The organism is Orrella marina (assembly GCF_003058465.1).
In the GTDB taxonomy this organism is placed as follows: Bacteria; Pseudomonadota; Gammaproteobacteria; order Burkholderiales; family Burkholderiaceae_B; genus Algicoccus; species Algicoccus marinus.
The window spans coordinates 1,041,413-1,062,800 of the sequence record NZ_CP028901.1 but is presented as its reverse complement, the minus strand read 5'-3'; the positions used below and the strand labels follow the sequence as shown (position 1 = coordinate 1,062,800).

Sequence of the window (21,388 nt, the reverse complement as noted above, 5' to 3'; positions counted from 1 at the left end):
GATGATTACTGACGGTTACTGATACGACAGTAATCCAGTACTCCTGCTATATCCTGCCCCTCAACTCAAATACTCAGGCAGCCAGCCTTCCTTAAAACTACCCATGGGAAGCCATGCAAGAAACTCAAGGCCTGCATCTGAACCAGCCTGTGAGGCACCGATCAGAATGACCTTGATACTTCCCCGACAGCTTGCGTGGCAGCTTGCACGAAGACCTTCAACAAGGCCCCGTACGCCTGCATTGACTTGTCCAGAGGGAATCTGCGAAACACAACGGATCAACAGCAGCTTTAAACGGGCCTCACCAGGCAGTTCGACATGGAAACGATGACCTTGCAGTCTGCCTCGCTCTCACCTCTCGCTGTCACCTTGCCGTCGGTTTGTCCAGCAGGATTATCCAATATTTACATATGGGCTCGAGTTTAACATTGCGCACCATTATCAGGTCTTGACAACCCTGTTTTTCTGGCTTTTAAGATGTTTTTCAGCTCGATGTGTTGGCCAGCGTTCACAGAATTCGTGCTGCGCGTTGCGGGACTCGTGGCCCATATGGTGGTTTCGTTGTCTGCTCTGTGTCAGATTCCGGCGTGGACTGGCGTCTGGCAACGCCTCTGGAGCCGCTTTGCGAGTTCGCCCCGTTCCAGCTTTCAACAGCATGTCCAGAGACTGGTTGCGCACAGCGCTGCATCAACGCTACGCTCAGTTCTGCAAACAGGCTGACCAGCAGAGAGCCTGCTGCCTCGGCGCCGTCGCAATCCGGCATTACGACACTTCGGGCACGTCTGGTGCTTCTGGTGCTTTTAATCACCCTGTCGACAGGGGTGACGTGGCGCAGGCTCGTCTGCATCCGTTCTGTGTTGCGTAGCCTGTAGCCATCACGCGCTTTTCAAGGAGATTTCTGTGACTGATGTTCCTGCCTATCTGGCATCCGCTGTCAACTTTGCTGTTGCCAACGAGGTTGGCTGGTCTCGCGACACGAAGGGTGTCTGGGGTGTGCATCAAGGTGATCCGCCGCCCTACAACCGGCTCTACGGGCCTGTCCACGAGCGCGGCGGTGTGAGTGGCGTCATTCGGCGAGACGGTGAAGTGATCGCCAGCTGGGGGGAGCCGGATCGTGCAGACCTGACTTTCAGTGTTGCCAAAGCGTACCTCGCCTTGATTGCCGGGCTGGCCTATGACGACGGTCTGCTGCGACCTGAGCAGCGTATTGGTGATGTGCTGCCGGGCATCGGTTTTGATGAAGGGCACAACCGGGAGGTCACCTGGCATCAGATGCTGCAGCAGACCAGCGAGTGGACGGGGTCGTGCTTTGATATTCCGGATCAGGTTGATCACTACCGCAGTCTGGCATTCTCCCCTGCTCCGGACGGTGTGAAGGGACAGGCCCGACCACTACAGGCACCGGGTAGCTACTGGGAGTACAACGATGTGCGCATCAACCAGCTTTCGCTGGCATTGCTGCATTTGTTCAGAAAACCACTTCCTGAAGTGTTCCGCGAGCGCATTGCGGTTCCGGTCGGCATGTCCGGGAACTGGCGCTGGGTGGGATACGATCATGCATGGGTCGATATCGACGGTCAGCGTATGCCAAGCGTTCCGGGGGGATCGCACTGGGGGCTGGCGTGTCGATCAGTGCCATGGATCAGTCGCTGATTGCGGAACTCATGCGCAATGAAGGGACGTTCAATGGTCGTCAGATCCTTAGCAAGGACTGGTTCGATCGCATGAGGGCACCTTGCGAACTTGCTCCGTTTTATGGTTACCTGGTCTGGCTCAATCACGAGCAGCGAATTTTTTCCTCTGTTCCGGATACCAGCTATTTTGCGTTTGGAGCGGGTGGCAACTTCACCTGGGTGGAACCGTCCAGAAACCTATCTGTGATTGTTCGATGGCTTAACGCAGATCAAGCGAACGAGTTTTTCGGGCGGGTCTTGCGCGCTTTTGACGCAAAGTAGAGGATAAGATAACCGAGGACCAAGATAACTGAGGACTAATATAAGCAATATAAGCAGGTCAGGCGTTTTCTTCATGCGATGATCAGAGTGGTCCAGAGGCTCAGGCATGACGGGAGCATTCTGAAGGACCTGTTTTGGCAGGTATGAGAGCCGCTGGCTTCAGACTGATATTGTGCTCTTTATCGTTGTACGCATTTTTTTACTTTTCTTCTTTTCAACCCACCGGAGTCTTTATGTTTCCTGAATACCGTGATCTGATCTCCAAGCTCAAGCACAACGACCACCATTTCACCCGTCTCTTTGACAAGCACAACGATCTGGACCACAAGATCAAGAATATGGAAGACCATATTTCCCCGGGGACCCAGGAAGAGATCGAAACCCTGAAAAAAGAGAAGCTTTTGCTCAAGGATCAACTGTTCGCAATACTGCAAAAACATGAACAGGAATCCAGCGGAAACACCTGACCCGTCTGAACGGTTTGCTGAACAATTCGCCTGACGACCTACGATGATCTACGACTCAACAGCCAGTTACCCACGTGACCTTGTTGGTTACGGTGCCAACCCACCACACCCGCAATGGCCTGGCGACGCTCGCATTGCTGTGCAGTTTGTTCTCAATTACGAGGAAGGCGGAGAAAACTCCGTTCTGCACGGCGACCCCGCCAGCGAGACGTTCTTGTCGGAGATGTTCTCGCCGCCGGCATTTCCAGCCCGACACATGTCCATGGAAGGGATTTATGAGTACGGGTCGCGTGCGGGTGTCTGGCGTATTCTGCGCGAGTTTGAGTCACGCGGGCTGCCGCTGACGGTCTATGCGATTGCCAGTGCGCTGGCCCGTCAACCTGAGGTCACTCAGGCGTTTATGAAGGCTGGTCACGAGATTGCGTGCCATGGACTTAAATGGATCCACTATCAGGATTGCTCGCCTGAAGTGGAGGCGCAGCACCTGCGTGAAGCCGTGCGCATTATTTGCGAGATGACCGGGGAGCCTTTGCACGGCCAGCGACACCTGCATGCTTTGGGGTGGTATACCGGTCGAGACAGTCCCAACACCCGGCAGATCGTCGTTGATCATGGCGGTTTCGAATACGACAGCGACTACTACGGTGACGACCTCCCCTTCTGGATGAAGGTCCGCCGTAGCAACGGAGAACTGGCATCGCATCTGATCGTTCCCTACACGCTAGATTGCAACGATATGCGGTTCGCCCTCCCTCAGGGGTTTTCGCATGCGGATCCGTTCTGGCTCTACCTCAGAGACTCGTTTGACGCACTCTATGCCGAAGGGGATCCGGAAGGCCTGAACAAGCCCAAGATGATGAGTATCGGCATGCATTGCCGGTTGCTGGGGCGACCTGGCCGCATCGGTGCACTGCAACGGTTCCTTGACTATATTCAAAGCAAACCGGATGTCTGGGTCTGCCGACGAATTGACATTGCTCGTCACTGGCGAGCCACTTTTCCCTGTGACATCTGACGTCTGGTCGAGAACGATCAGCTCTGCTCCAATGCGAGCCATCCTTGCCGTTAGCAAGTGCGCGCCCAACCATGGTGCATCGTCTGCACCAAATGACGCATTTGCGAGCCGTGTGACCCGTGTGACCCGTGTGACTCGCCACATGAACCCGGACAAGAGTGAGAATCCATCAAGAAGGAGCGTACCGCGGGCGGATGTCATCGCCTGATCTGGTTGACCGGGGTTTGGCTGGAATTCCAGGGTGACTCCAGGGGGATTCCAGGACAAGAACGCCAGACTTCCCGGGATCGAAGTCTGGCACGCGTCTTGCTGGACACCCGTCGCGGCACCCCGGCACGCGAGTTCTGGTTGCCGCCATGTTGTGGGTGACAATGACACGCGGCCACGACCGGCCACAGGGCAACTCATCTCGGGGGGTTGCAAGTTCGGCAGGCGTGTACCAAACTCTTGCACAACCTTGAACAACTTTCGCGCCGCGTTTTACTCACCACCCCCAGTGCTTCGAAATCAACTTTCTGGACAGACCTGTCATGACAAGTGCCAAGACGAGTGCAATCGATCAAACATCACAACCTGCTCAACCGGGTCATCCACCTGGGTGGAGCGTGCCCGAGACGTTCCCTTGTCTGAAACCACTGAGCGAACAGGAGCAGTCACTTGCCCTTAAAACTGCGTTGACCCATCTAGGGCATGCAGCCTGGCTCGAGGATGCTTTCAAGGGTCTGGGTTCCGGTATGACGCTCGCCTGTTTGAGAGAGCGAATCGCGACGGCCGTACTCAATGCAACTTTCGAGCAGCAAGAGGCGATTCTGAAAACCCAGATGGCGACCCCCCTGCCCGCTGCGCTTGCCCAGTCTGCCGAACGCTACGTGCAGCAATTCGGCTGGCCGCATCTGGTTGCGCTCGCCGGGCCCAGACGAGCCGGGATGACGCACGAAACGCTGGCCAGTCAACTCGAGCGCCGTCTGGCCCACCCCGTTGATCATGAAAGACGTGTCAGCGTACAGGAGGTCTTGCGCACCCTCGAGATCGCATTCGATCCGTTACTTAACACAGAGCCCGTTGTTGGAGATCGTCTCTGGGACTGGCACGAGGATCTGACACGGCATAGCGATCAGGAAGGCGCGTTGACCGTGACGTTCATGACCGCTGCGCATCAACAGGTCGCGCTGGATCTGGCCGACCGGATGAGCCAGTGTGGGTGCGATGAGGTCCACATCGACGATCTCGGCAATGTCGTCGGTGTGTACCATGGCCAGGATCCGGAGGCGCCCAGATTATTGACGGGCAGTCACTATGACACCGTGCGCAATGGCGGTCGCTACGATGGTCGTCTCGGAATATTGCTGCCGCTTGCATGCATTGACGTCATGCATCAGCAGGGAATCCGCCCTGCACGCGGGATCGAGGTGATTGGCTTTTCTGAGGAAGAAGGGCAACGTTTTGCGGCGACGTTTCTGGCAAGCGGGGCTGTAACAGGCAAGTTCAACTATGACTGGCTGGATCAGACCGATGCAAATGGCATCAGCATGCGAGAGGCAATCGAGGCGGCCGGCCACAACATTGAGGGCATTGCATCGATCAAGCGCGATCCCGCCAGATACCGTGGATTCGTCGAAGTGCACATTGAGCAGGGCCCGGTTCTGAACAACAAGGGACTGTCTCTGGGAGTGGTGACATCCATCAATGGTGGCGTACGTTTCAAGGGACAAATCAAAGGGCTTGCGGGCCACGCCGGAACCACGCCAATGATCCAGCGCCAGGATGCCGCCTGTGCAGCGGCACGCATCATCTTGCTGGCCCAGCAGTGCGCACTTGCGCATCCAGGGTCGGTTGCCACCGTAGGGATGCTTCAGGTCCCGAACGGATCAATCAATGTGATCCCGGGGTTGTGCGAGTTCAGCCTGGATGTCCGGGCGCCCACGGACGCGCAGCGCGACACTGTCATTGCAGCCATCGTAAAAGGAATCCGGGAGATCGAGGCCTCAGAGTCGGTCTGCGTCATCTTGAACGAAACCATGCGTGTGGCCGCTGCTCCGAGCGACCCCGCGATGCAGCAACACTGGGATAACGCAGTTCGTAGTCTGGGATTACAGCCGTTTGAGTTGCCAAGTGGCGCGGGTCATGACGCAATGAAGCTTGCGACTGTCATGCCACAGGCTATGCTCTTTGTCAGGGGAGAGAACAACGGGATTAGCCACAACCCGCTGGAATCCACGACTAGCCATGACATGGAGCTGGCAACGGCCGCGATGCTGCATCTGATCCAGTCAGTCTGATCCGGATCAGGCCCCGTCATCACGCGACGCAGGGTATGGCTGCAGGTCCAGTAGTGCCTGACTTCTGGTGCCAGATTACTTGCAACCACTGTCTGGCGCCCTACTCCTCGTGCACTGCGGCCGTTACTCTGCATTGATCGCTCTCACCGCTGGCATGTTGCTTGCTTATGGATTCTTATGGATTCTTTGCTTACGCATTGAGTTCCCGCATGTAGTGCCCGCAGTAATCACGCTCCACTTTATCCAGATAATCAAGCAACACACTCTTTCCGTTCCAATTCACCATGACACAACATTCTGGCCTCTCGCACCAACAGACCATGAACCAGCAGATCAATACGGCAGTGGCTTCTTCGTCCGAATCAACACCGAAAGAGGTTCTGATTGACGCGTGGGTTGCCCAGCATTTTGAGGAGGAGGTTGCCCTGCTCCAGAAGCTGGTTCAGACACCCACAGATACGCCACCTGGTGACAATGCACCACATGCGGAAGTCACGGCCAGATATCTCGAGTCACTGGGCTGGACGGTCGAACGCTTTGCGGTGCCTGCTGCTGATGTTCAGGCCGCAGGCATGCAGAGCATCACCAACCTGATCGTGCGTCGGGACTATGGCAGCGGCGGCCCGACCATTGCGCTCAATGCGCATGGTGATGTGGTGCCTCCAGGCGATGGCTGGACGCATGACCCGTATGGCGGCAAGATTGAGAACGGCTTCCTCTATGGTCGAGCCAGCGCTGTCAGCAAGAGCGACTTTGCATCCTATATTTTTGCCATCCGTGCGCTCGAGGCATGCGCACGCCCCACAAAAGGTTGCGTGGAACTGCATCTGACGTATGACGAGGAGTTTGGTGGCGAACTAGGCCCCGGATGGCTGCTTCGCCACGGGCACACGCATGCGGACATGATGATGGCGGCAGGATTCAGTTATGAGGTTGTGACCGCGCACAACGGTTGCCTGCAGATGGAGGTGAGCGTCTGTGGAAAGATGGCGCATGCGGCCATACCCGATACCGGGGTCGATGCTTTGCAGGGTGCGGTACACATACTCCAGGCCCTGTACGCCCGCAACAAGGACTACAAGTCAGTTTTTTCGGGGGTGCCAGGCATCACGCACCCTTACCTGAATGTCGGACGTATCGAAGGTGGAACGAACACCAATGTCGTGCCGGGCACAGTGAGCTTCAAGCTTGATCGCAGGATGATCCCCGAAGAAAACCCGTCCGAAGTCGAAGCGGAGATCCGTGAAGTCATCAGCAAGGCGGTTCAGACCTTCAACGATCAGAACTATCCGGGTCAGGACGGTGTGCAGGTTTCGATCAGGCGGCTATTGCTCGCTCACGCCATGCGTCCACTTCCTGCAAGCCAGCCGCTGGTCACAGCCATTCAAAAACATGCGCAGTCAGTCCTGGGTGAAGCCATTCCTGCTGTCGGCACACCGCTTTACACGGATGTGCGCCTCTATGCGCAGCACGGCATTCCAGGTGTCATCTATGGCGCAGGGCCAAGAACGGTGCTTGAGTCCAACGCCAAACGCCCGGATGAGCGAATTGCCCTGGCTGACCTGAAGGCTGCCACATGCATTGTTGCCAGAACACTGGCAGACCTTCTGTCCGACCCAGGTTCGGAACCACTATCGAGTCAGACTGCACAAGCGTGATTGCGCGCCCACTGCCAGACGTTCATCTCACTGACGCGATGACGGCAAGCGAGCAGGCGGGTCTCCAGACGCGCTGGTCTTCAAGCGCTTACTTGGCAATATTGCCGGGGAAGCACAGACCGCCGGTGATCTCGATCGTGGTCGCGTTCAGTGCTTCATTTTGCGCACAGTAGGCGATCATGTCGGCGATTTCCTGCGGTTTGATCAGTCGGCCAAGATGTACGTCCTTGAGGATGGCCTGCAGGGCGTCCTGGTTCATCTCGGTCAGAATTTTGGTCTCGGTGTAGCCAGGTGCGATACCGACACAGCGGATGTGCCGGATCTTGCGCAGCAGAAACTCGCCCACAATGATCTTGGGGAAGCGCTCGAGTGCCGCCTTGGTGGCAGAGTAGTTCAGCTGCCCAACCTGTCCGATCTTGTTGACTGACGAAATCGGTACGAGCAGACCATCCCATCCGCCGTTGACCATTGCCTCGGCTGCATCACGCAGCGTGAGAAATGTGCCAGTCAGATTGACGTCGATCACCGAGTTCCACTTATCAAGACTCAGCTTGCGCGAAACCTTTCCGGTCTCGCGATCAAGGTTGAGCATGGTGCCATCCCGAATGATGCCGGCGCAGCTGACTGCGATGTTGAGTTGACCAAATGTCTCGACTGTCCTGGCGACAAAGCGGGCAGTGTCTTCCTCTGATGTCACATCGGCGGCAATCGCAACGCACTGTCCACCGGCAGCCAGTATGTCCTGCATGACGCGTTCGATCTGTTCTTCATCCCGATCGACCAGGGCAATGCGGGCGCCTTTGGCTGCCAGGGTCTTTGCGGTGGTCTCACCGATTCCGCTGGCTGCGCCAGTTACCAGAGCAACACTGTTTTCTAATTGCATAGGATCACATCCGTTCGTGGTTCAAATGGACCGCAGTGCATCTTGCGGCGCAGCAAAGTTTAGCAGTTGCAGCGCAGCATTTTTGTTGCGACAGATCAGGATTAACCCAAACAAAAGCTTTGCTTTCGGAGTCTCCACCTGACCGACTGACTGCATGTGTTGGTCCCTGCCCCTGACCGGTCTCGCCGCGTGCTGTGCCACCTCTTGTCATGTGGCGTTGGTTCGCCGACACTTTAAACTTGCCGTGGCGCGGATCATGAGGCAACGCGGCGTTGATCAGTGGGTGTCATGAGTGGCGACTGACCTGGGAAGAACTCCACAGGCTGTCTCAGGACTTCATGTCTGCAATTTCTAATTTTCTCCTGCACCGTTTTCATTTGCCGTCATTGCATTAACCGAGTTCCGTGAACATCCCTCCTGTTTCAGATCTTTAGCGCACTTTGCTGCCCGCCATGTGTTTCACGTACTTCACATCTTTCGCTTTTTCACTTTTTAACGAATCTTGATTCTCTGTCGAGGAGCCCTCATCCATGCCATCCACTCCATCCCCAGTCGTCTCACCTGATTCGCCGGTTTCGGGTGCGATGCCCGCCCTGCGCGTCGATCTCGTCAGTGACACCTCGACCCGACCTTGCCATGCGATGCGGCAGGCCATGGCGCAGGCGCCAGTTGGCGATGAACAACTGGGTGAAGACCCAAGTGTCAATGCATTGACAGCCCGTGTCGCCGATCTGCTGGGCAAGGAGGCAGCCTTGTTTCTACCCAGTGGCACCATGGCCAATCAGATTGCGCTGGCGGTTCACTGCGATCGGGGTGACGCGATTCTGGCCGCCCGAAACTCGCATATCATCGAGTATGAAGGAGCCGGTGCGGCGGTGTTTGCGGGGGCATTTGTGATGGGCATTGACTGTCAGGACGGGATTTTCGGGGTAGAGGATCTTGAAACCCAGTGGCGATCACAACGGGTCAAGACGCCGAGATCCCGGGTGGTGTCTGTCGAGCAGACCAGTAATCTTGGCGGTGGCTCAATCTGGCCACTTGAGGTGCTACAGGATGTCTCTCGATTTGCGAGGGCGCATGACCTCGTAATGCATATGGATGGAGCTCGACTGATGAATGCGGTCGTCGAAAGCGGTGTGAGTGCGCGTGACTATGCCGCTACCTGCGATTCGGTCTGGCTGGATCTGTCAAAGGGGCTCGGGTGTCCGATCGGAAGTGTGCTGGCTGGAAGCCAGGCCTTTGTTGACCAGGCCAACGTGTGGAAGCATCGTTTTGGTGGAGCGATGCGCCAGGCGGGCATTGTGGCCGCCGCCGGTTTGTACGCACTGGAACATAATATTGACCCGCTCGCCCACGATCATCGCAGGGCCCGAACATTCGGTGCGTTCCTTAAGAGCCTGGACGGGGTGCGTCTGATCCATGAGAAGATCCAGACCAATCTGGTGTTTTTTGATGTGAGCGGCACGGGTAAGCGGGCACCGGATATTGCCCGGTCTTTGCTCGATCACGGGGTGAGGATTGGCGCATCATCTGACACACGGATGCGAGCAGTGTTTCATCGGGATGTCGATGACGGCGGGCTGGATTTGGCCATGAAGGCAGTCAGCCATGTGCTTTGCGAATGAGTATTAACCTGAATCTGTTCGAGACGTTTCTGGTAGTGGCCCAGGAACTGCATTTCGGGCGGGCTGCGAGACGGCTCAATCGATCTCAGTCACCCATCAGTCGCCAGATCAGTCAGCTTGAGCATGAACTCGGGTTCGAACTATTTCGGCGGAGTACCCAGAGCGTCGCATTGACACATGCAGGTCAGGTTTTGCTCAAGGAAATCGCACCAGCCTTGGAAAAGGTTCACGAGGCGGTCAGGCTCGCGAGGCGGGCATCCCAGGGTGAGGTGGGTTCGCTTGCGCTTGGAATCAACCCGTCCATCATGTTCGGTGTGTTGCCAGGACTACTTGAGCAGTTTCGTGCCAGGCATCCCGACATTACCATCAAGATGCACATGCGCTCGAAGTTCGAACAACTGCAGGCGCTCAGGAACGGTTCGCTGGATGTCGCGCTCGTTCGCTCGTTATCTCAGGATGCTGAGTTTTGTTATGAGTTGCTGCTAAGCGAACCCATGGTGGTGGCAATGGGACCGAAGAATCCGCTCGGTGCAAAAACGGAAATACAGCTGTCCGATCTGAAGGGGTACGGCTTCATAACCTACACTGGTCAGTCACAGATGAGTGCCAGCGATCTGATCCTGGCAGCCTGTCATCAGACAGGATTCGCACCGCGCATCGTGCAGGAAACAGACGACATGCAGTCGGCAGCTGCGATGGCCGCGCTGGATGTGGGTGTCACACTCATCGCGGCCTCGCTTCACAAGCTGGGTCTCGCCGGCTTGGTTTGCCGGCCTGTCGTGGCCGGAAATGCCCGGCTCACTGTACCTTTGTATGCCGCGTACCGACGAGGCATACCAGAGCCACCTCTGAGCAAGTTTCTGGAGATTGCCAGGCAGGTCTGTCGTGCCTGGTCGCCCGGTTCCCTGCCTGGTTGATCAGTTCGGTTCAATACCCAGTTGCTTGACAAGATCGCCCCAGCGGCTGGCATCCGACTGCATGGTACTTTGAAGCTCTGAAGGCGTCATGACCAGTGGCTCGATCTTGATTTTGCGGAAACTTTCCTGCACATCCGGATCATTGATCTGAGTGGCGATGGCTGCAGACAGTCTCTGGATTGCGGCATCCGACATGCCTTTGGGTGCGAGAATGCCATACCACCAGTCCACCTCGTAGCCGGGAACGGCTGAGTCGCCAATCGTCGGCAAATCAGGGAAGGCATCGGTTTTTTCCGACGTGGCAACAGCGAGCGCACGCAAACGACCGTCCGCAACAAACGGCGCGGCCGAAGTCGAACTGTCAAACATCAGATCGATCCGACCGGCAACCAGATCCATGATCGCGGGTGCCGATCCGCGGTATGGGACGTGGGTTAGATCCAGGTCTGCCATGGCGGCAAACATTGCGGCGGCCATGTGCAGCGAGGTCCCTGTTCCTGCCGAACCGTAGGTGACCTTACCGGGGTTGGCCCGGGCGTCTGCCAGCAGATCCTCCACGGACTGGTACGGCGAACTGGCTGGGACGACCAGCACGTTGGGCACCACGGCCATGGTCGCCACTCCATCAAAATCAGCGAGTGGATCATAGTTCAACTTGCTATGCAGATGGGGTGCAATGACGTGGCCCATGGCCGTACCCAGCAGTGTGTGGCCGTCATTCATCCGCGCTGAGGCTTCTGTCCCGACCACGCCTCCTGCACCCGGTCGGTTCTCGACCACAAACGGCTGGCCCAGTTCTTTTTCCAGGCGAGGCGCGATGAGCCGGGTCATGGTATCGATTGCGCCGCCTGGCGTGTACGGAATGATGATTCGCACAGTACGCTCGGGCCAGTTGTCCGCGTTCTGGCTGGCCACCGGTGCCGCAACAAATAGTGCGGTAGTTCCGATCAGCAGGGATTTACCAAGCGACTTACGTGGTTTGGTCGAAACGATCCATTCGAGGGTTTGTTTGCAAATCTGTTTCATGGTTGTCTCCATTGTGGTTGTGTAGTGCAAACGTGTAAGCAAGAAATCGGGTATGAAGAAAGCTGCCTGATTGATCGTTCTAAATGAAATTTCAGATTTAAGGATCGGTGGACTGAGGGTGTCTGAATCCTGAAGACTGATCCCGGGCGTTCATAATGTGGTTTGTCCAAGAATGCCTATGCCTCAGACCGGACCACCAGACCATCGATTGCCACCCCTCCCTTGTTGTGAAGGACGATGGGATTAATATCGATCTCGGTGATTTCCCCGGCAAGGGCTGCCGCCATTTCGGACACTCTGGCGACTTGTTGAGCGAAATGTTCGATGTCGCACGGTTTGGCGCCCCGGACACCATCAAGAAGTTTGCGCATCTTCAGCCCATCCAGATTTCGACGCACTTCCTGTGCACTGACAGGTGCCAGACTGACAGCGACATCTTTGAGAACTTCCACCAGCGTGCCTCCGAAACCGTAGACAATCGTGGGTCCGAATGCCGGGTCGAGACGGGTACCAACGAACATCTCGACACCCGGCTCGATCATTTTCTGGATACTGATGCCCTGAATGCCGTTCGGTAAATCCAGCCCTGATACCGAGTTCAGGATGTCGACGTAGGCCTTGCGTACCGCCTGTTCGTCCTGGAGAGCGAGCTTCACGCCGCCGACATCGGACTTGTGCTGGATGTCCGGTGCTTGAATCTTGGCAACCACCGGGTATCCCATTCGGGATGCGCTCTCGGCCGCTTGCCCGGGTGACGTGCACAGCGCCTCTTCGTTGCACACAATGCCCCAGATCTGTAGCAGGTGGCGGGTCTGCGTTTCCGTCAGACATGCCCCAGGTGAAAACCCCTGCAAATAGTCCCTGGCTTGTCCGGTGGCTGCTTGCTGGTCGAACCCCTCGGTGGGGTCTGATGTGTGGCCGAGCGTTTCCTGATTGGCCAGTTCACGCCTTTTGCGCCCGTATTCAAACCAGAGACGGTACGCACTCATGCACCGGTCAAGTGATCGAAATACGGCAAGGGTGGTACTCTGGTCATAAACCCGGGATCCAATGCCTTCGTACCATTCGTTCATCCATACAAGGCTCAGCGGCTTCTCGAGCCGCCCGGCCAGTTCACTGATACCTTGCGCGCGACGTATCGCTGGTTCTCCATGTGCAGATGGCATCAGTATCACGATCCCTGCAAACCCGGTATCAGCCGCGAAAATCTCCACGCACTCTTCGTACATTCCTTCATCACGGATGGACTCGGCAGTGATGTCAGCAGGATTGGCAAAACTGGCAAACGCCGGCAAGCGCTGACGCAAGGCCGCAGCGGTTTCGGGCTGGGGTTCTGGCAGGCTGATTCCGTACGTATCGGCCTTGTCAGCGGCCATGACGACCGAACCACCTGACCCCGAGATGATGCCCACGCCTGAGTCCATCGTCGGAGTTCCTGATCGCGCGAAAAACACTGCTGTTTCTAGTAAAGCTTCAAAACAGTCGACCTGGATTGCACCTGTTCGTGCAAACAACGCCTGGTAGGTTGCGGCGTCACCGGCCAGCATGCCAGAGTGCGATAGTGCTGCTTTCTGGCCGGATTGAGTCACCCCGATCTTGTAGACCACAACTGGCTTGCCAGCTTCGAACGCGCGTTGCAGCGCCGCACGCAAGCGGGGACCGTCCGGCACACTTTCAAACAATGTCGCAATTACCTTGGTATGCGGATCATCGATCAAGTAGTCAATCAGATCGGCGATATCCACGTCGCTAGAATTGCCTGTGGAAATCAGGTGGCTAAAGCCAACTCCGCGGTGCATGGCCTGAAACACGACGTATCCGAGCGCACCACTCTGCCCAACCAGCCCGACGTCACCGGGTACCAGTGGAAGCAACTTGACGCTAGGCAGGATATTGCAGCTTGCCCCGGATCGAACATTCACAATTCCGGTGCAGTTTGGACCCAGCACGCGAATGCCTCGTGTCCGCGCGATCTCGGCAATTCTGTTCTGCAGGGCGATGCCTTCAGGGGTTCCAGTCTCCGCAAACCCTGACGAGAATATGATGGCACTGGGTATTGCGCAGTCTGCAGCCTGAAGCAGGACATCGGGAACGGCTCGCGATGGAACGGCAATGCAGACGCAGTCTGGTTTCTCCGGGAGTGCCTGAAGGTCTGGATAGCACGCATAGCCGTTGATCTCTTTGTACTGAGGATTGACAGCACAGACTTTGCCTCTGAAATGCTGGGCGAGATTAGCGAGTACTGCTCCGCCGAATGAGCCCGGTTTTGGAGAGGCACCCACCACGGCAATGGTGCCTGGGTTGAGCATGGACTGAAGTGGGTGAGTCATGATGTCGAGTGGCAAGGGGGTTAAGTGATCATGAGAAGACATATGGTTGTGACTCGATTCAATCAGGTCCATGACCGTTTGAGCCAGCGACCGCCATCAACGGTCATGTCGCAGCCTGTAATGAAATTCCCGGCACTTGATGCGAGAAATGCGCAAGCCTGTCCGATATCATCTGTTTGCCCGAAGTGCCCGACTGCAACCCGCTCGAGTTCCTTTTCTGCCTGACCGCGTTCCTCATACAGGCGTGCAAGGCCTTCGGTATTCTCGATCGGGCCAGGCAGGACGTTGTTGACGCGAATGCCATGAGGGCCCCATTCGACGGCCAGACTTCTGGTCAGCGTTGTGACGCCGGCTTTGGCGGAGGCTGCGTGGGCACTGCCAGGCCATCCCGAGAGCACCTGCGCCAGAGAGATGTTGATAATCCGCCCACCGAACGTCGATTGCCTGAGACCTTCGAAGGCTGCGTGGCAATAATTGAACGTGCCGTTCAGGTCGATATCGATCACCGCTTTCCAGCCATTGGGCGAGAGTTTTTCAAACGGACAATGAAAGTTTCCGGCGGCGTTGTTCACCAGAATATCGATGGCACCGAAGTGCTCGATGGTCCTTGACATGACATCAGTGGCTGCCTCATAGCTGCGCACATCGGATGCAATGGTCAGAATCTCAGCATCCGTTTCGGCCAGCAAGCTCCTGGCCTCATCCAGCTTGTCAGCTTTTCTGCCCACGATGACCAGCTTCGCGCCCAGCAGCCCAAAAACCTGCGCAATGCCCAGGCCAATGCCGGAGCTGCCGCCGGTGACGATGGCGGTACGCCCTTTCAAGGTGGATGGGTTCAGAACAAGGCGTGATGCAATGTCCTGCGTTGGGACTGGTTTGTGTTCCATATGCTCCTCCTGCATGCCGATTGTGATGTTGTTGTTAGCGTTTGATGCTTGTCCAGTGTAGAAGTCTTGCTGCAACGTCTTTTCCGGAATCGGCAACGCTTATTGTCTTTTTTGCAATATGCAAGCATCTGGATTGAAAGTTCGCTTGAAGAGCATCCCGACACTCAGGAACAAAGATCTCATCAGTGACCTCCGAAACATCAGATATGGCCGGTCAGGCATGAAATTTGCTTATCTTGTTCTTGCTTATCTTGTTCTTTTTTGTTTGCTTTCCCGTATTTGCTTTGGGATGCAGAGTCGGGCGATGCGCGATACCCAGCCCTTCTAAGGTGGGCGACACAAACTGATGGAGACAGCACTGTGCCAGAATCTTGCAACCGTTCCCCAGATGCAACCCGGCCTGGGGAATACCGGATCGTTCCCCGGATTGTGGTCGCTCAGCCGCTAACACCAGAGGTGTTTGCACCGTTTGGTGAGGTCATTGTCATAGAGCATGCTCCGGGCAGAACTTATTACGATCAGGCGCTTGGCAACCTTCGCCAGACGGCCAGACCCAGCGTCTCGATCATGGTGGCACAGCCTGTGCCATCCGACACGCCGCTCGTCATCAAGACGCTGGAGCGGCACGAATACTCCTCTCAGACATTTATTCCAGTTGCCGATGTTCAATGGCTGGTGATAGTCAGTCCTCATCTGCATGCGTCGCAGGGACCCGGACCTGATATCGATAAAACGAAGGCTTTTATTGCAAATGGGCAGCAAGGGGTCACCTATCGACCTGATACCTGGCATCACGGTCTGACGGTGCTGGAGGGCAATGGCCCGTTCGCCGTCTTCATGTGGCGTGACGACTCCTCTACGGATGAGGAGTTTGTGGACGTTCTGCCTTTCGAGGTCAGATGGCCTTGAGTGCAGCGACTGGTGTGAATGGTGCACGCCGTGCTTTTATGCTGTGTGTACGATTTGTCATTCTTTGCTTTATAGATCCCGGCCTCTGACCTGCACCTGTGCAGTCAGCAAAGCTGGCTTGATGGTCTGGCCTGATGGTCTGGCCTGATGGTCTGGCCTGATGGTCTGACTTGCCTGTAGACGGATGAAACGCCACTCAGCCCATCAGCGAGGTGACTGCTGATGGGCAGATGGATGCCAGGCAGTCGTCAAACGATCGCTTTCAGCGCAAACTACGTTAAAAAATGTTGCATCTGGCCTTAAAGTTGTTTTTTTTCATCGTATCATTGGGTGGGTTTTAGTCCACTTTCCGCCAGTTACACTCCTCCCACTGCCTGATGACACTTGTTCTGATCCTTGCATTGCCATTTCTGGGAAGTCTGGTTGCCGCATGCCTGCCCGAGAATGCTCGCAAGCTCGAGTCATGGCTTGGCGGAATGATCGCACTGACCTGTGCTGTTCTGCTCGCAAGCCACTTCCCATCCATTCTTGACGGTGAAGTCTCGCGCGCCAGCGTGGCCTGGATGCCCGAACACGGCGTGAACCTGAGCCTGAGGCTAGACGGGTTTACCTGGCTGTTTGGCATGATCATCACGATACTCGGCGCTCTGATTTCCCTGTACGCACGCTACTACATGTCGCCCGACGATCCGGTCGCACGCTTTTTTGCGTTCTTTCTGGCCTTCATGGGTTCGATGCTAGGTGTGGTCATGTCGGGCAACCTGGTGCAGCTGGCGATTTTCTGGGAGTTGACCAGTCTGTCTTCGTTCATGCTGATTGCCTACTGGCATCACCGGATTGATGCCAGGCGTGGGGCTCGTATGGCACTCACGATCACTGGTGCGGGCGGCTTGTGTCTGCTTGCGGGCATGCTGATGCTCGGACATGTGGTCGGTAGCTACGATCTGGACGATGTGTACGCAGCCGGTGATGTCATCCGTAACCATGAGTGGTACACCGCGATCGTGATTCTGGTTGCCCTGGGCGCACTCACAAAAAGCGCGCAGTTTCCATTTCACGTCTGGCTGCCCAACGCCATGGCTGCACCCACTCCTGTCTCGGCTTATCTGCACTCGGCGACCATGGTCAAGGCTGGCGTCTTTCTGCTGACGCTTCTGTGGCCGGTTCTGTCAGGTACCCCGCAATGGACGTTGATTCTGGGTACTGCCGGTGCGGCCAGTCTGTTGCTTGGCGCTTATGCCGCGACGTTTCAGACGGATATGAAGGGCGTGCTGGCCTACTCCACGATCAGTCATCTTGGGTTGATCACGTTGCTGCTGGGTATGAACAGCACGCTCGCGCTGGTGGCGGCGGTGTTTCACATCATCAACCACGCCACCTTCAAGGCGTCACTTTTCATGGCGGCGGGGATTGTCGATCATGAAACCGGTACGCGCGACATGCAGCGTCTGTCGGGGCTGGCGCGCAGCATGCCGATCACGGCCACGCTGGCAGTGGTTGCCGCAGCCGCCATGGCGGGGGTGCCGCTCCTGAATGGTTTCATTTCCAAAGAGATGTTCTTTGCCGAGACAGTCTATGCCAGTGAGCATGGCATGGTCGGCGTGGGTTTACCTTTGCTGGCAGTGGTTGCAGGCGCCCTCGGTGTCACGTACTCGTTACGATTCATCCGCACTGTGTTTTTTGGCAAGCCTGCGCAGGACCTGCCGCGTGCACCCCATGAGCCGCCGCTTATGATGCTGATCCCGAGCGCGATTCTGGTGCTGACCTGCCTGGTGGTGGGGATGCTTCCAGGGGTGCTGCCGGGTGTGTTCCTGCATTCCGCGGTCGATGCTTTGCTTGGCGACAATGCGCCGGTTTACAGCCTGTCGGTCTGGCACGGGCTCAACCTGCCCTTGTTGATGAGCTTTGTCGCGCTGGTCTGCGGGATTGCAGTGTTCTACCTGTTCAGAGCCCGCCAGCATTCTCATCCCGGAAAAACGCCGTTCATTCACCGCCTCAATGGCGAGGCAGTTTTTGAAGCCATAATGGAGTGGCTCGACCGGTTTAGTGGATTTGTCTTGAAGTGGACCCAGTCGCCACGCCTGCAGGTGCAGTTGTTCATCCTTGTGCTTGTGACACTGCTGGTCGCGATGCTACCGCTGTTGCGCGGTGAGTGGCTCAAGCCAGAAGTCTGGACCACGCCGGAGCCGTTCTTTGCCATGCTGTGGATTGGCGGCGTGGCTTGCGCGATTGGTGCCGCGGTGCGCGCCAAGTATCATCGCCCTTCTGCGCTGCTGCTTGCGGGTGGTGCCGGGCTCTGTACGGTCATCACGTTTGCCTGGCTGTCTGCACCGGATCTGGCACTGACCCAGCTCACTGTCGAGGTGGTTACCATGGTGCTGATCCTGCTCGGTCTGCGCTGGTTGCCACCGCGGGTCCCGGTTGAGGGAGAGGACGAGACCGCAATCCGCAATGTGGTGTTTGCGTTCTTGCGGCGTTCACGCGACTTCATTCTGGCGATTGCGGCCGGACTCGGTTTCACCGTGATTGCCTATGCCATCATGACCCGGCCACGGCCTGATGGAGTGTCATCTTTCTTTGTGGAGCAGTCCATTCCGCTAGGTGGCGGGGCCAATGTGGTGAACGTGATTCTGGTCGACTTCAGGGCATTCGACACGTTTGGCGAAATCACCGTGCTGGCGATTGTCGCGCTCACGGTCTACGCACTGCTCAGGCGGTTTCGGCCCCCTCCAGAGACGTTGCAACTACCCAAGGCTCGACAGTTCAATGTTCCTGATCACACCCTGTCAGACCGGTTCGGTGAGCCGAGTACCGATGCCTTGCTGCCTGACGGCGTGATGCGAATTCCTTCAGTGCTGGTACGACTGCTGCTACCGCTGGCCGCCATGGTGTCGATTTATTTTCTGATTCGTGGTCACAATTTGCCTGGCGGTGGATTTGTCGGTGGCCTCATCATGGCCACTGCTATCATCATTCAGTACATGGTAGGCGGTGTGATCTGGGTGGAGTCGCGCCAGAATCTTCACCCTCAGACTCTGCTCGGTGCTGGCCTGCTGGCTGCGGGTAGCGCCGCCATGCTGGTCTGGTGGGTGTCCAAGCCATTCCTGTCGTCGGTCGCACTGGATCTGGCGTTGCCCCTGATCGGTCACGTTCATTTGTCATCGGTGTTGCTATTCGATATCGGGGTCTACACGCTGGTGATCGGTGCCACGGTCCTGATGCTGATTGCACTCGCGCACCAGTCAATACGCGTGCACCGTCGGACCTCAAACAGAGTGGATAACCGCGGAGGCAGAAAGAACGGCCTGAAAGCCAGCCGAAATGCCGGCCACGGGACTGGTAGAAAAAATGCAGACAACAACGCTCAGTTACTTGAAGATAAAGCTGTTTTTGGGTCATCAGCAACTACCACGCCTGGCTCGACACCTGATCTGAAGGAAGGGCACTGACATGGAACTGATACTGTCTCTGGCCATCGGTGTTCTGGCAGGTTCGGGAGTCTGGTTGCTGCTTCGGCCCAGAACATTTCAGGTCATTATTGGACTGTCGCTGATCTCTTACGCAGTGAATCTTTTCATTTTTGCGATGGGGCGCATCACGCTGGGCTCTCCGCCGGTGATCGATACCGACTGGGCTGCTGATGTGGCGCACTATGCCGATCCGTTGCCGCAGGCTCTGGTACTTACCGCCATCGTGATTGCATTTGCGACCACGGCATTGTTTCTGGTGATCCTGCTGGCAGCCCGCGGCTTGACCGGAACCGATCACGTTGATGGAAGGGAGACCAACAAGTGACCGGTCTCATGAGTCATCTGCCTATCTTCCCTGTCATCGTCCCGCTGCTGGTAGGGGCGCTCATGTTGTTGTTGCGTGATAGCAGCCACGCATTGCGCACGCTCCTGGGGCTGGTTGCGATTCTGACTCAGCTCGCTATCGCCATTGCTCTGCTTCTCTATGTGGGTGGCTACGTCACAGGGCCGTGGCCCGATGGCGTCGGTGTCTATCTGCTCGGTGACTGGCCGGCACCCTTTGGCATTGTGGCTGTTGTTGACCAGTTGTCAGCGATCATGCTGCTCCTGACCTCCGTGCTGGGGCTGGCAACCTGGCTATACGCCATCACCAAGTGGGATCGCGCAGGTGTGCACTTTCATCCCCTGTTCCTGTTCCTGATGATGGGTCTGAACGGTGCATTCCTGACCGGCGATCTGTTCAATCTGTTCGTTTTCTTTGAAGTGCTGCTGGCTGCATCCTATGGACTGGCATTGCACGGCTCCGGACGTCAGCGTGTACGGGCGGGCCTGCATTATGTCGCCGTCAACCTGGTGGCGTCGTTTCTGTTGCTCATCGCCATGGCGATCATTTATGGCATTGCGGGGTCATTGAACATGGCCGATCTCGCGGCACGCGCGGGTGAACTGAGCGGGCCAGACAGACGGTTGTTCGAAACCGGAGCTGCGATCCTCGGCATTGCCTTTCTGACCAAGGCGGCTGCCTGGCCACTGAACTTCTGGCTACCCGCGACGTATACTGCGGCCGCCGCTCCGGTGACTGCCGTGTTTATGATTATGACCAAAGTGGGCGTGTATGCCATGCTGCGGATCGGTTCATTGTTGCTTCCGACGGGTGCGCCTGCCGGATTTGGTGGTGAATGGATGTTTCCGCTCGGCATTGCAACCCTGTGCTTTGGGGTGGTCGGGGTCATTGCCACCCAGCCCCCGCAGCGTCAGGCCAGCTATTGCGCCATCATGTCCTCGGGCACCTTGTTTGCGGCACTCGGCATGCCTGGCGTGATGTTGACTGGTCCGGCCCTGTTCTACCTCATCTCGTCGGTGCTGGGTCTTGGTGCGTTTTTCATGTTGCTGGAGATGATCGGGCGTACCCAGCGCTTTGGTGCACAGGTGCTCGCCGTCAGTCTGGAGGCATTCAAACTCACTGACCCCAAAGCGGCCGACAAGAGCGACGACGTGGTCGGCGTAGCCATGCCCGCGGTGATGGCATTTCTGGGACTGTCGTTTGTGGCGTGCGCACTGATCATTGCCGGGCTGCCTCCCCTATCGGGTTTTGTGGCCAAGTTCACACTGATCGCTGCCGCGCTTCAGACCGATGCCGGCACCTTGCGCGACAACACCTGGATTTTCATGGGTGTTGTCGTATTTTCCGGTTTTGCGAGTCTGATTGCGCTGTCTCGCACCGGTGTTCGTTTGTTCTGGAACTCGAGCAATCTGATCATTCCGCGACTGCGAGTGAGCGAAGCCGCACCGGTGACCTTGCTGATCGTGGTCACCATTGCCATGTCGGTCTGGGCCGGCCCGGTCATGCAGTATCTGGATCGAACGGCCAGTTATCTGGACAATCCTGGCGCCTATATTGATGCGGTTCTGAGCCAGAACCCGGGGCGCACAATCATTTCCTCGGAGCGTTTGCCATGAGGAGCCTG

15 protein-coding genes and 1 pseudogene are annotated in these 21,388 nt (G+C 56.8%); 11 read left to right on the top strand and 5 right to left on the bottom strand.

Annotated elements, in window-relative coordinates; genetic code table 11:
* Positions 1 to 508 precede the first annotated feature (508 nt).
* Positions 509 to 847: a hypothetical protein gene (locus DBV39_RS04710; protein WP_108620558.1), complete on the bottom strand. Its 339-nt coding sequence runs from the start codon at positions 845 to 847 to the stop codon at positions 509 to 511.
* A gap of 74 nt (positions 848 to 921) precedes the next feature.
* On the opposite strand from DBV39_RS04710, the pseudogene DBV39_RS04705 reads away from it, so the two are divergent.
* The 5 genes and pseudogenes from DBV39_RS04705 (at position 922) to DBV39_RS04685 (ending at position 7,374) form a co-directional block, all read left to right on the top strand.
* Positions 922 to 1,955: pseudogene (locus DBV39_RS04705) on the top strand (serine hydrolase domain-containing protein).
* Between the two features lie 233 nt (positions 1,956 to 2,188).
* Positions 2,189 to 2,422 carry a YdcH family protein gene (locus DBV39_RS04700; RefSeq protein ID WP_108620557.1) on the top strand — a complete coding sequence of 78 codons (234 nt, stop codon included), beginning with the start codon at positions 2,189 to 2,191 and terminating at the stop codon, positions 2,420 to 2,422.
* A 43-nt stretch (positions 2,423 to 2,465) separates the two neighbouring features.
* Complete coding sequence (gene puuE / locus DBV39_RS04695) at positions 2,466 to 3,437, top strand: allantoinase PuuE (RefSeq protein ID WP_108620556.1); 972 nt, start codon at positions 2,466 to 2,468, stop codon at positions 3,435 to 3,437.
* Positions 3,438 to 3,967: 530 nt separating this feature from the next.
* The gene (locus DBV39_RS04690; protein ID WP_108620555.1) at positions 3,968 to 5,716 is read left to right on the top strand and encodes a hydantoinase/carbamoylase family amidase; all 1,749 of its coding nucleotides are present in this window, start codon (positions 3,968 to 3,970) and stop codon (positions 5,714 to 5,716) included.
* Between the two features lie 284 nt (positions 5,717 to 6,000).
* A complete protein-coding gene (locus tag DBV39_RS04685; RefSeq protein WP_227870812.1) occupies positions 6,001 to 7,374 on the top strand; it encodes a M20/M25/M40 family metallo-hydrolase in 1,374 nt (457 codons plus the stop codon).
* An 88-nt stretch (positions 7,375 to 7,462) separates the two neighbouring features.
* Here the strand turns inward: DBV39_RS04685 and DBV39_RS04680 are convergent, their stop codons facing one another.
* Entirely contained in the window at positions 7,463 to 8,257 is a 795-nt protein-coding gene (locus DBV39_RS04680; protein ID WP_108620554.1) for an SDR family NAD(P)-dependent oxidoreductase, read from the bottom strand.
* Positions 8,258 to 8,787: 530 nt separating this feature from the next.
* On the opposite strand from DBV39_RS04680, the gene DBV39_RS04675 reads away from it, so the two are divergent.
* Entirely contained in the window at positions 8,788 to 9,882 is a 1,095-nt protein-coding gene (locus DBV39_RS04675) for a threonine aldolase family protein (protein ID WP_227870811.1), read from the top strand.
* Positions 9,879 to 10,799, top strand: a complete 921-nt coding sequence (locus tag DBV39_RS04670; RefSeq protein ID WP_108620553.1) for a LysR substrate-binding domain-containing protein — start codon at positions 9,879 to 9,881, stop codon at positions 10,797 to 10,799. Before DBV39_RS04675 ends, DBV39_RS04670 begins: the two co-directional genes overlap by 4 nt.
* Here DBV39_RS04670 and DBV39_RS04665 read toward each other — a convergent pair whose 3' ends face one another.
* From DBV39_RS04665 to DBV39_RS04655, 3 genes are all read right to left on the bottom strand, one after another.
* On the bottom strand, positions 10,800 to 11,825 hold the full coding sequence (locus DBV39_RS04665) for a Bug family tripartite tricarboxylate transporter substrate binding protein (RefSeq protein WP_159078804.1): 1,026 nt from the start codon (positions 11,823 to 11,825) through the stop codon (positions 10,800 to 10,802).
* 176 nt (positions 11,826 to 12,001) lie between these two features.
* Positions 12,002 to 14,197 carry an acetate--CoA ligase family protein gene (locus DBV39_RS04660; RefSeq protein WP_159078803.1) on the bottom strand — a complete coding sequence of 732 codons (2,196 nt, stop codon included), beginning with the start codon at positions 14,195 to 14,197 and terminating at the stop codon, positions 12,002 to 12,004.
* Between the two features lie 20 nt (positions 14,198 to 14,217).
* Complete coding sequence (locus DBV39_RS04655) at positions 14,218 to 15,042, bottom strand: SDR family oxidoreductase (RefSeq protein ID WP_108623083.1); 825 nt, start codon at positions 15,040 to 15,042, stop codon at positions 14,218 to 14,220.
* 360 nt (positions 15,043 to 15,402) lie between these two features.
* On the opposite strand from DBV39_RS04655, the gene DBV39_RS04650 reads away from it, so the two are divergent.
* The 4 genes from DBV39_RS04650 to DBV39_RS04635 all read left to right on the top strand — a co-directional run bounded on the left by DBV39_RS04650 (position 15,403) and on the right by DBV39_RS04635 (position 21,380).
* Positions 15,403 to 15,951: an ureidoglycolate lyase gene (locus DBV39_RS04650; protein ID WP_159078802.1), complete on the top strand. Its 549-nt coding sequence runs from the start codon at positions 15,403 to 15,405 to the stop codon at positions 15,949 to 15,951.
* Positions 15,952 to 16,328: 377 nt separating this feature from the next.
* Positions 16,329 to 19,400: a monovalent cation/H+ antiporter subunit A gene (locus DBV39_RS04645; protein ID WP_108620549.1), complete on the top strand. Its 3,072-nt coding sequence runs from the start codon at positions 16,329 to 16,331 to the stop codon at positions 19,398 to 19,400.
* 1 nt (position 19,401) lies between these two features.
* Positions 19,402 to 19,746: a Na+/H+ antiporter subunit C gene (locus DBV39_RS04640; protein WP_108620548.1), complete on the top strand. Its 345-nt coding sequence runs from the start codon at positions 19,402 to 19,404 to the stop codon at positions 19,744 to 19,746.
* Between the two features lie 8 nt (positions 19,747 to 19,754).
* The gene (locus DBV39_RS04635) at positions 19,755 to 21,380 is read left to right on the top strand and encodes a monovalent cation/H+ antiporter subunit D (RefSeq protein ID WP_407669241.1); all 1,626 of its coding nucleotides are present in this window, start codon (positions 19,755 to 19,757) and stop codon (positions 21,378 to 21,380) included.
* The last annotated feature ends 8 nt before the right edge of the window (positions 21,381 to 21,388 follow it).

Bases quoted from the DNA above. Each gene is read 5' to 3' on its own strand.
- DBV39_RS04700 (WP_108620557.1), top strand. From the start codon at position 2,189: ATGTTTCCTGAATACCGTGATCTGATCTCCAAGCTCAAGCACAACGAC.
- DBV39_RS04680 (WP_108620554.1), bottom strand. From the start codon at position 8,257: ATGCAATTAGAAAACAGTGTTGCTCTGGTAACTGGCGCAGCCAGCGGA.
- DBV39_RS04710 (WP_108620558.1), bottom strand. From the start codon at position 847: ATGCAGACGAGCCTGCGCCACGTCACCCCTGTCGACAGGGTGATTAAA.
- DBV39_RS04655 (WP_108623083.1), bottom strand. From the start codon at position 15,042: ATGGAACACAAACCAGTCCCAACGCAGGACATTGCATCACGCCTTGTT.
- DBV39_RS04685 (WP_227870812.1), top strand. From the start codon at position 6,001: ATGACACAACATTCTGGCCTCTCGCACCAACAGACCATGAACCAGCAG.
- DBV39_RS04665 (WP_159078804.1), bottom strand. From the start codon at position 11,825: ATGAAACAGATTTGCAAACAAACCCTCGAATGGATCGTTTCGACCAAA.
- DBV39_RS04675 (WP_227870811.1), top strand. From the start codon at position 8,788: ATGCCATCCACTCCATCCCCAGTCGTCTCACCTGATTCGCCGGTTTCG.
- DBV39_RS04645 (WP_108620549.1), top strand. From the start codon at position 16,329: ATGACACTTGTTCTGATCCTTGCATTGCCATTTCTGGGAAGTCTGGTT.
- DBV39_RS04670 (WP_108620553.1), top strand. From the start codon at position 9,879: ATGAGTATTAACCTGAATCTGTTCGAGACGTTTCTGGTAGTGGCCCAG.
- DBV39_RS04690 (WP_108620555.1), top strand. From the start codon at position 3,968: ATGACAAGTGCCAAGACGAGTGCAATCGATCAAACATCACAACCTGCT.
- DBV39_RS04635 (WP_407669241.1), top strand. From the start codon at position 19,755: ATGAGTCATCTGCCTATCTTCCCTGTCATCGTCCCGCTGCTGGTAGGG.
- DBV39_RS04640 (WP_108620548.1), top strand. From the start codon at position 19,402: ATGGAACTGATACTGTCTCTGGCCATCGGTGTTCTGGCAGGTTCGGGA.
- puuE (WP_108620556.1), top strand. From the start codon at position 2,466: ATGATCTACGACTCAACAGCCAGTTACCCACGTGACCTTGTTGGTTAC.
- DBV39_RS04660 (WP_159078803.1), bottom strand. From the start codon at position 14,197: ATGTCTTCTCATGATCACTTAACCCCCTTGCCACTCGACATCATGACT.